Below are 15,607 nucleotides of genomic sequence, written 5' to 3'. Positions count from 1 at the left end.
CGACGGCCCGCACGCACGTACGGCCGCGCTCCTGTGCTACCCGCGCCGCCGCCTGCGCTGCCGCCGCCATCAGTCAACGCTACCCAGTTTCCGTCCATGTCCAAAACGCCACACGAGGCGCCCGCACTCACCGCTCACGAGGATCACCCCGGCTGGCGCGCCTATCTGAACACGCACATGCTGATCTGCGTGTTCCTGGGCTTCACGTCGGGGCTGCCCCTGTTCACGCTCGTCTACCTCGTGCAGGCATGGCTGCGCTCCGAGGGCGTGAACCTGAAGGAAATCGGCCTGTTCGCGCTGATCCAGTTCCCGTATACGTGGAAGTTCCTGTGGGCGCCGCTGATGGACCGCTACATCCCGCGCCTGCCCGGCTGGCGGCCGGGCCGCCGGCGCGGCTGGATGCTGCTCACGCAGGTGCTGGTCGCCGGCGCGATCGCCGCGCTCGGCTTCGTGTCGCCGCGCGACTCGATCTGGACGGTCGCCGCGCTCACGACGCTCGTCGCGTTCTTCGGCGCAAGCTCCGACATCGTGATCGACGCCTATCGCCGCGAACTGCTGCGCGACACCGAGCAAGGCCTCGGCAACGCGGTGCACGTGAACGCATACAAGCTCGCCGCGCTGATCCCCGGCTCGCTGGCGCTGATCCTGTCCGACCACATGCCGTGGGACGCCGTGTTCGCGCTCACCGGCGCGTTCATGCTGCCGGGCATCCTGATGACGCTGCTCGTGCGCGAACCAGAAGTCGTCGGCGCGCCGCCGCGCAACCTGCGCGACGCGATCGTGCTGCCGTTCCGCGAATTCATCCAGCGCGACGGCTGGAGCGGTGCGCTGCTCGTCATCGCGTTCATCTTCCTGTTCAAGATCGGCGACACGATGGCCACCACGCTGTCGACGTCGTTCTTCCTCGACATCGGCTTCACGCGCACCGAGATCGGCATCGTCGCGAAGACCACCGCGCTCGTCGCGAGCGTCGCCGGCGGCATCATCGGCGGCGTCTGGCTCGTGAAGATCGGGATCGGCCGCGGGCTGTGGATCTTCGGCGCGCTGCAGATGGTGTCGACGCTCGGCTTCGCGTGGCTCGCGCAACTCGGCCCCGGCTCGCCTGTGCTCGCGATGCTGTACGACTTCACGGTATCGACGAGCCACGCGATCGCGGCGGCGCTGTCCGTGTTCGGCGTCGCGGTCACGCCGCAATTCAGCCCGATGACGGTCGCGCTCGCGATCGTCTACGGCGTCGAAACCTTCACGACCGGCCTGACGATGGCCGCGTTCGTCGCGTATATCGCGAGCACGACCGATCCGCGCTACACGGCCACGCAGTTCGCGCTGTTCACGAGCCTCGCGTCCGTGCCGCGCACCCTCGCATCGGCCGCGAGCGGCTTCATCGTCGCGAAGATCGGCTGGTTCGACTACTTCATCGTGTGCACCGCGCTCGCGATCCCCGGCATGCTGCTGCTGTTCAAGATCGCGCCGTGGAACGGCACCGCGCGCAACGGCGAGGCCAGCCGTGCGCAATGACCGACTGCATCGCGTGGCGCGCGTCGCCGCCGCGCTGGGCGTCGGCTTCGCGACGCTCGGCGCGGCGGGAAGCGCTCATGCGTCCGACACCGTTGCGGCCATGGCCGGCTCCGCGCCCGCTGCCCCGGCATCGCCGTCCACACCGGCTGCAGCCGCTCCCCCGCCCGCAGCCGAAGCCGCGCAGCCGACCGGCGCCGCGGTGCCCGCGAAAGCCTATACGCCGACGCCGCAGCAGGTTCGCTACGGCAATGCGATCGCGTTCCGCACGCTGATCCCGTCGCCGCTGCTCGAACAACTCACCGCGAACGAATACGCGCAGATCGTCCAGGCCGCCGCCGACAGCGACCGCCTGCTGCCCGCGAACCAGCCGCGCGTGAAGCGGCTGCGCGCGATCGTCATGAAGCTCGCGCCGTATTCGGTGAAGTGGAACGATCGTGTGAAGAGCTGGGCGTGGGACGTCAACGTGATCCGCTCGCGCGACATCCGCATCACCTGCCTGCCGGGCGGCAAGGTGCTCGTGTACGGCGGGCTGCTCGATCGCGTCCGCCTGAACGACGACGAGTTCGGCGTGCTGATCGCACACGGCATCGCGCATGCGCTGCGCGAACACGCGCGCAGCAATTTCAGCGCGACGTCGCAAACGTCGCTGCGCGCGGCCACGCTGCCGCCGCTGTTCGGCGTCGGCGATCCGCTGCCGCAGGCGCTGAACCTCGGCGAACGCCTGCAGACGCTGCGCTACGACCCGACCGACGAAACCGAAGCCGACGTGATCGGCGGCGACATCGCCGCCCGCGCGGGCTTCGATCCGCGCGCGGCGATCACGCTGTGGGACAAGCTCGCGGCGGCAACGCGCACGAACAAGACGTCGGGCTTCATCTACATGCATCCGTACAGCGCCGCGCGGCGGCAGGATCTGCTGAACCGCCTGCCGGACCTGATGCCGCTGTATGCGAAGGCGACGGCCAAACGCGTCGACACGCTGCCCGACTACGCGGGCATCAGCGCGCAGCGGCGCAAGGTCGTGCGGCGCTGAGCGCCGCCCCCGGCGGCTTCCCCGCCGGGAATCGCCGGCACGCATCACCGGCGCACGAGGCCAGGCGCTACGCGCCGACTTCCGACTCGACCGGCCGGCTGCCGATTTCGCGCATCCAGCGTACTTCGTCTCCCGGGCTGCGGCCGAACAGCCGCTTGAACTCGCGGCTGAACTGCGACGCGCTCGCATAACCGACCCGTGCCGACGCCGCACCCGCGCCGAGACCGTCCTGCACCATCATCAACCGGGCCTGGTGCAGGCGCGCGGCCTTCACATACTGCATCGGCGACGTCGCCGTCACGTGCTTGAACTGCGCGTGGAACACCGCAACGCTCATCCCGGCCTCGCGCGCGAGCGTCTCCACGTCGAGATCGGCCTTCAGGTCCGCATGGATGCGCCGCAGCGCCTTCGCGATGCGGCCGAAATGATGCTGCTGGACGAGCGCCGCCCGAATCGCGTCGCCCTGCGCCCCCGTCAGCACGCGGTATGCGATCTCGCGCATGATCGCCGGCCCGAGCACGCACGTGTCGTGCGGCGACGCGAGCGCTTCGAGCAGCCGCACCACCGCGTCGGCGAGCGGCGCATCGAGCGGCGTCGAATAGACGCCGTGCGGCTCGCTGACTGAAGCACCCAGCGTCTCGTCGAGCAGGATCGCGAGCTCGGCGATCACCGCGAGATCGACGCGGATCGAGATCGCGAGAAACGGCTCGTCCATGCTCGCGAAGGTCTCGCATTCGAACGGCAGCGGCACCGACAGCACGAGATACTGCTGCGCGTCGTAGACGAACGAGCGGTCGCCGAGATAGCCGAGCTTGCGGCCCTGGCACACGACGATGATGCTCGGTTCGTACAGCACCGGCATGCGCGGCACGGGGCGGTTCACGCGGAAGAAGCGCACGCCGTCGAGCGCCGCCGGCGTATCGCCCTCGTTCGGCGCGAGACGCGCATGCAGCTCGATCATGCGGCGCCGCACACGGTCGCCCGTGTCGTCGAAAAGGGGTTGGAAGCTCACGGCGTCGTCCTGTCCGGCAAGAGAATCAGGCTCGCAATGTAGCACCTTGAAAGCGTTTTGACGGCCGTTCGCGCGCAATTCGAGAGGAATAGGCAAATCTTCGAGACCTTCGTGTATTTCGCCGACGCGGCTCGCTCCTTACGATGGGCACCTGTCTCGCCGCGTCGCCACATGATGCGGTGGCAGTCTGATTCGCCGGACGTTTTTGCCGGACAAGGAGCCCCCTGCATGAGCACAACCTACGCTTACGCGGCGACCGACGCGCGCTCGCCGCTCGCCCCGTTCGAATTCCAGCGCCGCGCGCTGCGCGACCTCGACGTCCAGATCGAGGTGCTCTACTGCGGCGTCTGCCACTCGGACCTGCACCAGGCCCGCAACGAATGGCGCAACACGATCTACCCGGTCGTGCCGGGCCATGAAATCGTCGGCCGCGTGACCGCGACCGGCCCGCAAGTGTCGCGCTTCAAGGTCGGCGAGCTGGTCGGCGTCGGCTGTCTCGTCGATTCGTGCCGCACCTGCCCGAGCTGCGCGGAAGGCCTCGAGCAGTATTGCGAGAACGGCTTCGTCGGCACCTACAACGGCCAGGACCGCGTGACCGGCGACGTCACGTACGGCGGCTATTCGACGCAGCTCGTCGTCGACGAGGCATTCGTGCTGCGCGTGCCCGAGACACTCGACCCGGCCGGCGCCGCGCCGCTCTTGTGCGCGGGGATCACGACTTATTCGCCGCTGCGCCAGTGGAACGTCGGGCCCGGCAAGAAGGTCGGGATCGTCGGCCTGGGCGGCCTCGGTCACATGGGCGTGAAGCTCGCGCGCGCGATGGGCGCGCACGTCGTGCTGTTCACGACGTCGCCGTCGAAGATCGAGGACGGCAAGCGTCTCGGCGCGCATGAGGTGGTGATCTCGAAGGACGAAGCGCAGATGAACGCGCACCTGAACAGCTTCGATTTCATCCTGAACACGGTCGCCGCGCAGCACGACCTGAATCCGTTCCTGCACCTGCTGAAGCGCGACGGCACGATGACGCTCGTCGGCGCGCCGGAGCACGACCATCCGTCGCCGCAGGTGTTCAACCTGATCTTCAAGCGCCGCCGCCTCGCGGGCTCGCTGATCGGCGGGATCGCGGAAACGCAGGAAATGCTCGACTTCTGCGCGGAGCACGGCATTACGTCGGATATCGAAACGATTCCGATGCAGCAGATCAATGCCGCTTACGAGCGGATGCTGAAGAGCGACGTGAAGTACCGGTTCGTGATCGACATGGCGTCGATCAAGCAGTAAGCGACGCACCAAACGAAACGGGGCCGCATGTTCGACATGCGGCCCCGTTTTGCGTCCGGCGACCGGACGACAATCGACAGCGACGCGCACCGCGTCGCGCCGACGCTCACTTCTTGTAGTCGTAATCGACCGTCAGCGGCGCGTGATCGCTGAACTTGATGTCCTTGAAGATCGACGTGCGCTTCGCGGTGCCGGCCACGCCCGGCGTCGCGATCTGGTAATCGATCCGCCACCCGACGTTCTTCGCGTACGCCTGGCCGCGATTGCTCCACCACGTGTACTGCTCGGGGCGCGGATCGAGCGTGCGGAACACGTCGACGTAGCCGACATCGTCGAACAGCTGCGTGAGCCACGCGCGCTCTTCCGGCAGGCAGCCCGAATTCTTCTGGTTGCTCTTCCAGTTCTTGATGTCGATTTCCTTGTGCACGATGTTCACGTCGCCGCACAGGATCACCTCGCGCTTCTTCTTCAGCTCGGCGAGGTGCGGCATGAACTCGTCCATGAAGCGGTACTTCGCCTGCTGGCGCTCTTCGCCGCTCGAGCCGGACGGCACGTACACCGACACGACCGACAGCTTGCCGTAGCGCGCCTCGACGTAGCGCCCCTCGGAGTCGAATTCGCTGCTGCCGAAGCCGATGATCACGTCATCGGGCTCGTGGCGGCTGTACACGCCCGCGCCGCTGTAGCCCTTCTTCTCGGCGTGATGGAAGTAGCTCCTGAAGCCGTGCGGCTCGACGAATTCGGCCGGCAGGTCGTCGGCCGATACCTTGATTTCCTGCACGCACACGCAGTCGGCATTCTGTTCGCCGAGCCATTCGAAGAAGCCCTTCTTCGCGGCGGAGCGGATGCCGTTCAGGTTGGCGGTAATCACTCGCATCATGTCGGGTTCCGTTGTTCAGTTCAGTTCGATGTGGTTGCAGGTTCGCAGCCTAGCGGATCTTCACGCCTTCGAGTTCCGGCTTCGGCGGCGGGAATTCGAGCTTCATGTCGGTCATCGTGCGCAGCAGCAGCTCGGCGATCATCACGTTGCGGTGCGTCTTCGAGTTCGCCGGGATCACGTACCACGGCGCATGCTCGGCCGACGTCGCGGCGAGCGCATCGCGGTACGCCGACTGGTACGCCTCCCAGTGCTTGCGCGCGTCGAGATCGGCGATGTCGAACTTCCAGTGCTTGGTCGGATCGTCGATGCGCGCCTGCAGCCGCTCGCGCTGCTCGTCCTTCGAGATGTGCAGGAAGCACTTGACGATCGTCGTGCCGTTCTCGAACAGCATCGTCTCGAAATCGCGGATCTGCCGGTAGCGGCGCTCGCATTCCTTGTCGTCGATCGCGCCGATCACGCGCGGCACGAGCACGTCTTCGTAGTGGCTGCGGTTGAAGATCGCGAGCTCGCCCGCGGCCGGTACCTGCAGATGCACGCGCCAGAGGAAGTCGTGCGCGGCCTCGATCGGCGTCGGCGCCTTGAACGACACGACGCGCAGGCCGAGCGGATCGACCTCGCGGAACACGGCGCGCACGGTGCCGTCCTTGCCGCTGGTATCCATCCCCTGCAGCACGAGCAGCACGCGCTTCTTCTGCTGCGTGTGCAGGCGCTCCTGCTGGACGTCGAGCTCGGTCGACACGGCGGACAGCCGTTCGCGGTCGGCGTCCTTCGACCCCGACGAAAACGGCTTCGCGGCCGGATCGAACGCATCGAGCCTGAATGCGGCAGCTTCCTTCTCGCGCGTGCTGTACGGCACGCGGAAATCGTCAAGCGACGGTTGTTTCGCCATTCGTTCCTCCGTTGGACGGTGCGATGCACACGCGCACACGATAACGCATGCACCAAAACGACGGGCCGCCCCGAACAGGTTCGGCGGCGGCCCGTCGTCAGGCGCGGTTCAGGCGCGCGGCCATGCTCAGCCGAGTTTCTTCTTCAGCAGCTCGTTGACCTGCTGCGGATTGGCCTTGCCCTTGGTCGCCTTCATCGCCTGGCCGATCAGCGCGTTGAACGCCTTTTCCTTGCCGGCGCGGAACTCCTCGACCGACTTCGCGTTCGCCGCCAGCACCTCGTCGATGATCGCTTCCAGCGCGCCGGTGTCGGAAATCTGCTTCAGGCCCTTCACGTCGATGATGCGGTCGGCCGCGCCTTCGTCTGTCGCCTTCTCGTCCCAGATCGTCGCGAAGATTTCCTTCGCGATCTTGTTCGAGATCGTGCCGTCGGCGATGCGCTGCAGCACCAGCGCGAGCTGCGCGGCCGACACGGGAATCGCGTCGATCTCGATGCCGTCGCGGTTCAGCTGCGACGACACGTCGCCCATCAGCCAGTTCGCGGCGATCTTCGCGTTCGCGGCGCCGGCCTTCGCGACCACCGCCTCGAAGTAGGCGGCCATCGCCTTGCTCGACGTCAGCACGCCCGCGTCGTACGCGGACACGCCGTACTGCTCGACGAAGCGCTGCTGCATCGCGGCCGGCAGTTCGGGCATGCCGGCCTGCACGCGCTCGACCCAGTCACGGCCGATCACGAGCGGCATCAGGTCGGGGTCGGGGAAGTAGCGGTAGTCGTGCGCGTCTTCCTTGCTGCGCATCGAACGCGTCTCGCGCTTGTCCGGATCGTAGAGGCGCGTTTCCTGCACGACTTCGCCGCCGTCCTCGATCAGCTCGATCTGGCGGCGCACTTCGTAGTTGATCGCCTCTTCAAGGAACCGGAACGAGTTCAGGTTCTTGATCTCGGCACGCGTGCCGAACTTTTCCTGGCCGACCGGGCGCACCGACACGTTCGCGTCGCAGCGGAACGAGCCTTCCTGCATGTTGCCGTCGCAGATGCCGAGCCACACGACGAGCGCGTGCAGCGCCTTCGCATACGCGACGGCCTCGGCCGCGCTGCGCATTTCCGGCTCGGTGACGATCTCGAGCAGCGGCGTGCCCGCGCGGTTCAGGTCGATCCCGGTCATCCCGGCGAAGTCTTCATGCAGCGACTTGCCCGCATCTTCCTCGAGGTGCGCGCGGGTCAGGTTGACGGTCTTTTCGTACGCTTCCTTGCCGGCCTTTTCGTTGGCGGGCACCTGGATCGTGATCTGGCCGCCCTGCACGACCGGAATCTCGTACTGGCTGATCTGATAGCCCTTCGGCAGATCGGGGTAGAAGTAATTCTTGCGCGCGAAGATGCTGCGCGGCGCGATGGTCGAGCCGATCGCGAGGCCGAAGCGGATCGCGCGCTCGACCGCGCCGCGGTTCAGCACCGGCAGCACGCCCGGCAGCGCCAGGTCGACCGGGCAAGCCTGCGTGTTCGGCTCGGCGCCGAACTGCGTCGACGCGCCCGAGAAAATCTTCGAGACGGTCGACAGTTGCGCGTGCGTCTCGAGACCGATGACGACTTCCCATTGCGTAGTCATTGCTTACACCCCTGCCGGAACTTGCTTGTGCCAGTCGGTCGCGCGCTGGAACGCGTCGGCGACCTGCAGCATCCGGGCTTCGTTGAAATAGTTGCCGATGATCTGCAGACCGACCGGGCGCTTCGCGTTCGCGCCGGCGCCGAAGCCGCACGGCACGCTCATGCCGGGAAGACCCGCGAGGCTCACCGACAGCGTGTAGATATCCGCGAGATACATCTGCACCGGATCGTCGCCCTTCGCGCCGAGATCCCATGCGACCGTCGGCGACGCCGGGCCCATGATCACGTCGCAGGACTTGAACGCTTCCTGGAAATCGTTCGCGATGATGCGGCGGATCTTCTGCGCCTGCAGGTAGTACGCGTCGTAGTAGCCGTGCGACAGCACGTAGGTGCCGACCAGGATCCGGCGCTTCACCTCAGGGCCGAAGCCTTCGGCGCGCGACTTCTTGTACATGTCGAGCAGGTCGCCGTACTGCGCGGCGCGGTGGCCGAAGCGCACGCCGTCGAAACGCGACAGGTTCGACGATGCTTCCGCCGGCGCGATCACGTAGTACACGGGAATCGACAGTTCCGTCTTCGGCAGCGACACCGGCACGAGCGTCGCGCCGAGCGCCTCATATTGCTTGAGCGCCGCGTCGATCGACGCGCGCACGTCGTCGGCCAGACCATCACCGAAATACTCGTTCGGCAGGCCGATACGCAGCCCCGCGAGCGGCTTGCCCGCATCGTTGCCGGCCGTCCACGGCTGGCCGAGATGACGCGTGAAATCCTCGTCGTCGCGCTCGAGGCTCGTCGAGTCGCGCTCGTCGAAGCCGGCCATCGCGTTCAGCAGCAGCGCGCAGTCGGACGCGCTCTGCGCCATCGGGCCGCCCTGGTCGAGCGACGACGCGAACGCGATCATCCCGTAGCGCGACACGCGGCCGTAAGTCGGCTTGATGCCCGTCACGCCCGCGAACGACGCGGGCTGGCGGATCGAGCCGCCGGTGTCGGTGCCGGTCGCGGCCGGCGCGAGGCGCGCGGCGACGGCCGCCGAGCTGCCGCCCGAGCTGCCGCCCGGCACGGCGTTCGTGTCCCACGGGTTCTTCACCGCGCCGAACGCCGAGTTCTCGTTGGACGATCCCATCGCGAACTCGTCCATGTTGGTCTTGCCGAGCGTGACCATGCCGGCCGCCTGCAGGCGGGCGACGACGGTCGCGTCGAACGGGCTTTCGTAGTTCGCGAGCATCTTCGAGCCGGCGGTCGAGCGCCAGCCGCGCGTGACGAACACGTCCTTGTGCGCGATCGGCAGGCCGGTCAGCGCGCCGCCCGCGCCGCGCGCGAGTTCGGCGTCGGCGGCCTTCGCCTGCGCAAGGGTGAGGTCGGCATCGACATGGACGAACGCGTTCAGGTCGCGTGCCGCGTCGATCCGTTTCAGGTAGAGCTGCGCGAGCTCGACGGCCGAGCATTCCTTGGCGGCGAGCGCGGCGCGCAGTTCGGTCAGGCTTTTTGCGTGCATTGAGTGGTTTTCCTGGGAATTCTGGGTGGCGCGCGGCGCAAGCCGGCCGGCGCGCTTCTCGTCGAATGCTTACTCGATCACCTTCGGCACGAGATAGAGGCCGTCCTGGACGGCCGGCGCCGGACGCTGGTTATCGTCGCGATTGACGACTTCCGTCACGGCGTCGTCGCGCAGGCGCTGCGCGACTTCCTGGATCTGTTCGATCGGGTGGGCGAGCGGCGCGATGCCGGCGGTGTCGACCGCTTGCATCTGCTCGACGAGGCCGAAGAATTCATTGAGCTGGCCGAGCGTATGCTCGGCGTCGGCGTCGGCCATTTCGAGTCGCGCGAGGTGCGCGATGCGTTTCACATCGGTCAGGGTCAGGGCCATGCGATCACCGGAAAAACAAGGCTGCGCAGCGCATCGAAAACCGCGCTGCGGCGGGGGGTTGGAGGGTACGATCCCACCCTCAAAAATCGGGGCCGAAGCGGCAAAAATACCGTCCGTTTCGATTCAAATACCGCGAAATTATAAGGTATCATTACGCGTTCGACCCAAACCCGGCAGCCTTTTCCCGCACCGTTTCGCCCCGCTTCGGCAAGCCGTGCGTGCTTCGTGCGATTCCCGGTAGACATCACTCGCAGCTTCGTGCGCCGCGGCGGCCGCTTCCGCCACGCTTCCCGAGGCTGTTATTTTTTCCGCTGCCCGCCCTCAGCGTTCGCTATGCAGGGCCGGCCCAGAGCGAAACAGGATTCTGAATGTTCGGTTTTTTGCGCAGCTACTTCTCCAACGATCTGGCGATCGACCTCGGCACCGCAAACACCCTGATCTACATGCGCGGCAAGGGCATCGTGCTCGATGAGCCGTCGGTCGTGTCGATCCGCCAGGAAGGCGGCCCCAACGGCAAGAAGACGATCCAGGCAGTCGGCAAGGAAGCCAAGCAGATGCTCGGCAAGGTGCCGGGCAACATCGAGGCGATCCGCCCGATGAAGGACGGCGTGATCGCCGACTTCACCGTCACCGAGCAGATGATCAAGCAGTTCATCAAGACGGCGCACGAGTCGCGCATGTTCTCGCCGTCGCCGCGCATCATCATCTGCGTGCCGTGCGGCTCGACCCAGGTCGAGCGCCGCGCGATCAAGGAAGCCGCGCACGGCGCCGGCGCATCGCAGGTCTACCTGATCGAGGAGCCGATGGCGGCCGCGATCGGCGCCGGCCTGCCGGTGTCGGAAGCCACCGGCTCGATGGTCGTCGACATCGGCGGCGGCACCACGGAAGTCGGCGTGATCTCGCTCGGCGGCATCGTCTACAAAGGCTCGGTGCGCGTCGGCGGCGACAAGTTCGACGAAGCGATCGTCAACTACATCCGCCGCAACTACGGGATGCTGATCGGCGAACAAACCGCCGAAGCGATCAAGAAGGAAATCGGCTCCGCGTTCCCGGGCTCCGAAGTCAAGGAAATGGAAGTGAAGGGCCGCAACCTGTCGGAAGGCATTCCGCGCAGCTTCACGATCTCCAGCAACGAAATCCTCGAAGCGCTGACCGATCCGCTGAACCAGATCGTGTCGTCGGTGAAGATCGCCCTCGAGCAGACGCCGCCGGAACTCGGCGCCGACATCGCCGAGCGCGGGATGATGCTGACGGGCGGCGGCGCACTGCTGCGCGACCTCGACCGCCTGCTCGCGGAAGAAACCGGCCTGCCGGTGCTCGTCGCCGAAGATCCGCTCACCTGCGTCGTACGCGGTTCGGGCATGGCGCTCGAACGCATGGACAAGCTGGGCAGCATCTTCTCGTACGAGTGATCGACGAGTGATCGCCTAAGCAGTCCCGTTTGATATGGCGCACCCGCGGCGTGGCCGGATCGCTCGTTCAGAACGAACCGCCACGCCGTTCGCGCGTCTGAGCATTATTTAACCGATCGCCACGCGCCCGGCGCCGACCATGGAATACAGTCCGCCGCCCCTCTTCAAGCAAGGTCCGCCCGCGCTCGCGCGGCTCATCTTCTTCGTCGCCCTCGCCATCGCGCTTCTCGTATCGGACGCGCGCTTCAGCACGCTCGAAATCGTCCGCGGCGTGCTCGGCACCGTGCTGTACCCGCTGCAGCGCGCGGCGCTCGTGCCGCGCGACCTGTTCATGGGCGCGGCCGACATCGCCGTCACCGGTGCGTCGCTGCGCCACGAGAACGACGCGTTGCGCAAGCGCAACCTGCAGCTGTCCACGCAGGCCAACCAGGCCGCGGTGCTCGCGCAGGAGAACACGCATCTGCGCGCGGTGCTCGAGCTGCGCCAGCACATCGCGACGCATTCGACGCCGGTCGAGATCCAGTACGACACCAGCGACCCGTTCACGCAGAAGATCGTGATCGGGCAGGGTTCGCAGCAGGGCATCCAGAACGGTGCGCCGGTCGTCAGCGAGGACGGCGTGATCGGCCAGGTCACGCGCGTGTTCCCGCTGCAGGCCGAAGTCACGCTGATCACCGACCGCGATCTCGCGATTCCCGTGCAGGTGCTGCGCACCGGCCTGCGCAGCGTGATCTACGGCACGCCGAAGGGCGATTCGCTCGACCTGCGCTTCGTGCCGACGAGCTCGGACCTCGTCGCGGGCGACGAACTCGTCACGAGCGGCCTCGATGGCGTCTATCCGCCGGGCCTGCCGGTCGCGAAGGTCGCGAAGGTCGACAAGCTCGCCGATACCGCGTTCGCGCGCGTGACCTGCGCGCCGGTCGCCGCCGTGCGCGGCGCGCGCCAGATGCTCGTGCTGCATTACCAGAACGATGTCCCGCCGCGCCCGGCCGAGCCCGAGCCGGCCGACAAGAACGCGAAGGGCAAGAAGGGCGCCAAGGCCGCCGCGAAGGGCGACAAGGCCGACAAGGCCGACGCGAACGCGAAGCCGGCCGCCGCGGCCGCACCCGGCGCGAAACCGGCGCCGGCTGCACCTGCCGCCCCCGCCGCTCCGGCCAAGCCCGCCGCCGCGCCCGCGAAGCCCGCGGCCGGGCAACCAGGAGCCCAGCGATGAACCGCCCGCAATACATCCTGCAGCCGGTCAACCCGTACTTCATCGTCTTCAGCCTCGCCGCCGCGTTCCTGCTGAACCTGATGCCGTGGGGCCGCCTGCCCGGCGTGCCCGACTTCGTCGCGCTCGTGCTGCTGTTCTGGAACATCCACCAGCCGCGCAAGGTCGGAATGGGCGTCGCGTTCGCGCTCGGCATCCTGATGGACGTGCATGACGCGGGGCTGCTCGGCGAGCATGCGCTCGCCTATACGCTGCTGTCGTACGGCGCGATCACGATCCACCGCCGCGTGCTGTGGATGCCGATCGGCGTGCAGGTGCTGTACGTCACGCCGCTGCTCGTCGTCGCGCAACTGGTGCCGTTCGTGATCCGCCTCGTGATGGGTGCCGCGTTTCCCGGCTGGCGCTATCTGGTGGACGGCTTCGTCGAGGCCGCGCTGTGGCCGATCGCGAGCCACCTGCTGCTGATGCCGCAACGCCGCCCGGTCGACCCGGACGATACGCGCCCCATCTGAGCCGGACCGACCTTGAATACCCGCCGCCCCCACGCCCGCGCGCCGCGCTCCGGGGCCGCTCCTCGCCCGCGCGCGCTCGCCGCGCACGGGCCAGATCGATCGTAACCGCATGACCGAATTCAACGACACCCAACAGCAGCTCTCGAAGTTCCGCCTGCGCGTCGCGGCGGCGGGCGTGTTCGTGTTCGTCTGCTTCGGGCTGCTCGCGAGCCGCTTCTTCTACCTGCAGCTGATGCAGCACGGCAAATACGCGCTGCAGGCCGAGGAAAACCGCATCTCGGTCGCGCCGATCGTGCCGAACCGCGGGATCATCACCGACCGCAACGGCGTGGTCCTCGCGAAGAACTATTCGGCCTACACGCTCGAGATCACGCCGTCGAAGCTCGACGACACGCTCGACAACACGATCGACAAGCTGTCCGAGATCATCCCGATCGACGCGCGCGACCGCCGCCGCTTCAAGAAGCTGCAGGAAGACTCGAAGAACTTCGAGAGCCTGCCGATCCGCACGCGCCTCACCGACGCGGAAGTCGCGCGCTTCACCGCGCAGCGCTTCCGCTTTCCCGGCGTCGACGTGCGCGCGCGGCTGTTCCGCCAGTACCCGCTCGGCATGACGGCCGCGCACGTGATCGGCTACATCGGCCGGATCTCGAAGCGCGACCAGGATCGCATCGACGCGATGAGCGACGACAACGACAGCGACCAGGAACACTACGATCCGCGCCGCGACGCGAACAACTACAAGGGCACCGACTACATCGGCAAGATCGGCGTCGAGCAGAGCTACGAAACCGAGCTGCACGGCCTCACGGGCTTCGAGGAAGTCGAGGTGACGGCCGGCGGCCGGCCCGTGCGCACGCTGTCGCGCACGCAGGCGACGCCCGGCAACAACCTCGTGCTGTCGCTCGACATCGCGCTGCAGCAGGTCGCCGAGCAGGCGTTCGCCGGCAAGCGCGGCGCGCTCGTCGCGATCGAGCCGAAGACGGGCGACGTGCTCGCGTTCGTGTCGTCGCCGAGCTTCGACCCGAACTCGTTCGTCGACGGCATCGACCAGCAGACCTGGGACGAACTGAACAACTCGCCCGACAAGCCGCTCCTGAACCGCCCGCTGCACGGCACCTACCCGCCCGGCTCGACGTACAAGCCGTTCATGGCGCTGGCCGGCCTGACGCTCGGCAAGCGCACGCCGGGCTGGGGCTTCCAGGATCCCGGCTACTTCACGTTCGGCGGGCACACGTTCCGCAACGACGTGCGCTCGGGCCAGGGCTGGGTCGACATGAACAAGGCGATCATGGTGTCGAACGACACCTACTTCTACATGCTCGCGCGCGATCTCGGCGTGAACGCGATCGCGAACTTCATGAAGCCGTTCGGCTTCGGCCAGATCACCGGCATCGACATCCAGGGCGAGGCGCGCGGGATCCTGCCGTCGACCGACTGGAAGAAGAAGGCGTTCAAGAAGGCCGCGCAGCAGAAGTGGTTCGACGGCGAGACGATCAGCCTCGGGATCGGCCAGGGCTACAACTCGTACACGATCCTGCAGCTCGCGCATGCCACCGCGACGCTCGCGAACAACGGCGTCGTGATGAAGCCCCACCTCGTGAAGGAAGTCGAGGATCCGATCACGCGCGGGCGCCACCTGACCGTGCCGAAGGAAAGCGAAACGATCCCGCTCAAGCAGGCCGATATCGACGTCGTGAAGCGCGGGATGGAGAACGTGATCGAGAACCCGTCCGGCACCGCGTACAAGGTGTTCCGCGGCGCGTCGTACCTCGCGGCCGGCAAGACCGGTACCGCGCAGGTGTTCTCGCTGCAGGGCTCGAACTACAAGGGCCACCTGCTCGCCGAGCACCTGCGCGACCACGCGCTGTTCATCGCGTACGCGCCGGTCGACCATCCGCAGATCGCGCTCGCGCTGGTCGTCGAGAACGGCGGCTGGGGCGCGCAGGCCGCGGGCCCGATCGCGCGCCGCGTGCTCGACTTCTACCTCGTCGAGCGCCAGAAACCGGAGAACGAGGCGGCTGCCGTCGCCGCCGCCGCGTCGGCGACCGAGCCGATCAGCGCACCGGTGATCGGCGATGCCTCGAAGGCCGTGTCCGTCGCGGCCGGCTTCAAGGCGCTGCCGCAGCCTGTCGTGCCGGCCGCGGCCAGCGCGGCGGATGCGGCATCGGCCGCGTCGGCGCCCGATGCGTCGGGTGCGGCCGCGGCAAGCGCGGCGCAGCCCGCCGACGCGAGCGCCGCGGCGCCGAGGGCCGCGAGCCTGCCGCCGATCCGGCGCCCGCACCGGCCGCACCGGCCCGCCAGCGACGCGCAACCGCTCGCCGCCGCGCCGCGCGACGACAACTTCCGTGTCACGGCCGCCGCGAAAGCGGTGAACGCCGGCACCGCTCATTAA

Annotated in this window: 13 protein-coding genes; 7 read left to right on the top strand and 6 right to left on the bottom strand. The window is 67.4% G+C overall.

Annotation, left to right across the window (positions count from 1 at the left end):
* Nucleotides 1–96 precede the first annotated feature (96 nt).
* The gene (locus U4012_RS29175) at nucleotides 97–1,518 is read left to right on the top strand and encodes an AmpG family muropeptide MFS transporter (protein WP_124486695.1); all 1,422 of its coding nucleotides are present in this window, start codon (nucleotides 97–99) and stop codon (nucleotides 1,516–1,518) included.
* Nucleotides 1,508–2,551, top strand: coding sequence for a M48 family metallopeptidase (locus U4012_RS29170; RefSeq protein ID WP_321802732.1), 1,044 nt, complete (start codon nucleotides 1,508–1,510; stop codon nucleotides 2,549–2,551). Before U4012_RS29175 ends, U4012_RS29170 begins: the two co-directional genes overlap by 11 nt.
* A gap of 67 nt (nucleotides 2,552–2,618) precedes the next feature.
* Here U4012_RS29170 and U4012_RS29165 read toward each other — a convergent pair whose 3' ends face one another.
* Nucleotides 2,619–3,563, bottom strand: a complete 945-nt coding sequence (locus U4012_RS29165) for an AraC family transcriptional regulator (RefSeq protein WP_044847827.1) — start codon at nucleotides 3,561–3,563, stop codon at nucleotides 2,619–2,621.
* A 228-nt stretch (nucleotides 3,564–3,791) separates the two neighbouring features.
* Here U4012_RS29165 and U4012_RS29160 point away from each other — a divergent pair, with 228 nt between their 5' ends.
* Nucleotides 3,792–4,844: an NAD(P)-dependent alcohol dehydrogenase gene (locus tag U4012_RS29160; RefSeq protein ID WP_124520555.1), complete on the top strand. Its 1,053-nt coding sequence runs from the start codon at nucleotides 3,792–3,794 to the stop codon at nucleotides 4,842–4,844.
* A gap of 106 nt (nucleotides 4,845–4,950) precedes the next feature.
* Here U4012_RS29160 and U4012_RS29155 read toward each other — a convergent pair whose 3' ends face one another.
* From U4012_RS29155 to gatC, 5 genes are all read right to left on the bottom strand, one after another.
* Entirely contained in the window at nucleotides 4,951–5,724 is a 774-nt protein-coding gene (locus tag U4012_RS29155; protein ID WP_044847825.1) for an exodeoxyribonuclease III, read from the bottom strand.
* A 49-nt stretch (nucleotides 5,725–5,773) separates the two neighbouring features.
* Nucleotides 5,774–6,613: a polyphosphate kinase 2 family protein gene (locus tag U4012_RS29150; protein WP_321802729.1), complete on the bottom strand. Its 840-nt coding sequence runs from the start codon at nucleotides 6,611–6,613 to the stop codon at nucleotides 5,774–5,776.
* 126 nt (nucleotides 6,614–6,739) lie between these two features.
* The gene (gene gatB, locus U4012_RS29145; RefSeq protein ID WP_321802727.1) at nucleotides 6,740–8,215 is read right to left on the bottom strand and encodes an Asp-tRNA(Asn)/Glu-tRNA(Gln) amidotransferase subunit GatB; all 1,476 of its coding nucleotides are present in this window, start codon (nucleotides 8,213–8,215) and stop codon (nucleotides 6,740–6,742) included.
* A 3-nt stretch (nucleotides 8,216–8,218) separates the two neighbouring features.
* Nucleotides 8,219–9,709 carry an Asp-tRNA(Asn)/Glu-tRNA(Gln) amidotransferase subunit GatA gene (gene gatA, locus U4012_RS29140; protein WP_321802725.1) on the bottom strand — a complete coding sequence of 497 codons (1,491 nt, stop codon included), beginning with the start codon at nucleotides 9,707–9,709 and terminating at the stop codon, nucleotides 8,219–8,221.
* Nucleotides 9,710–9,778: 69 nt separating this feature from the next.
* On the bottom strand, nucleotides 9,779–10,078 hold the full coding sequence (gene gatC, locus U4012_RS29135) for an Asp-tRNA(Asn)/Glu-tRNA(Gln) amidotransferase subunit GatC (protein WP_006407213.1): 300 nt from the start codon (nucleotides 10,076–10,078) through the stop codon (nucleotides 9,779–9,781).
* 368 nt (nucleotides 10,079–10,446) lie between these two features.
* On the opposite strand from gatC, the gene U4012_RS29130 reads away from it, so the two are divergent.
* From U4012_RS29130 to mrdA, 4 genes are all read left to right on the top strand, one after another.
* On the top strand, nucleotides 10,447–11,490 hold the full coding sequence (locus U4012_RS29130; RefSeq protein ID WP_004189550.1) for a rod shape-determining protein: 1,044 nt from the start codon (nucleotides 10,447–10,449) through the stop codon (nucleotides 11,488–11,490).
* A 139-nt stretch (nucleotides 11,491–11,629) separates the two neighbouring features.
* A complete protein-coding gene (mreC, locus tag U4012_RS29125) occupies nucleotides 11,630–12,703 on the top strand; it encodes a rod shape-determining protein MreC (RefSeq protein ID WP_321802723.1) in 1,074 nt (357 codons plus the stop codon).
* Entirely contained in the window at nucleotides 12,700–13,212 is a 513-nt protein-coding gene (gene mreD / locus U4012_RS29120; RefSeq protein WP_009687274.1) for a rod shape-determining protein MreD, read from the top strand. The genes mreC and mreD overlap by 4 nt, the downstream gene beginning before the upstream one ends.
* A 109-nt stretch (nucleotides 13,213–13,321) precedes the next feature.
* Entirely contained in the window at nucleotides 13,322–15,607 is a 2,286-nt protein-coding gene (gene mrdA, locus U4012_RS29115; protein WP_321802721.1) for a penicillin-binding protein 2, read from the top strand.

The sequence above is a fragment of the Burkholderia sp. BCC1988 genome, assembly GCF_905339895.1.
In the GTDB taxonomy this organism is placed as follows: Bacteria; Pseudomonadota; Gammaproteobacteria; order Burkholderiales; family Burkholderiaceae; genus Burkholderia.
This window is presented reverse-complemented; position numbering and strand designations above follow the sequence as displayed.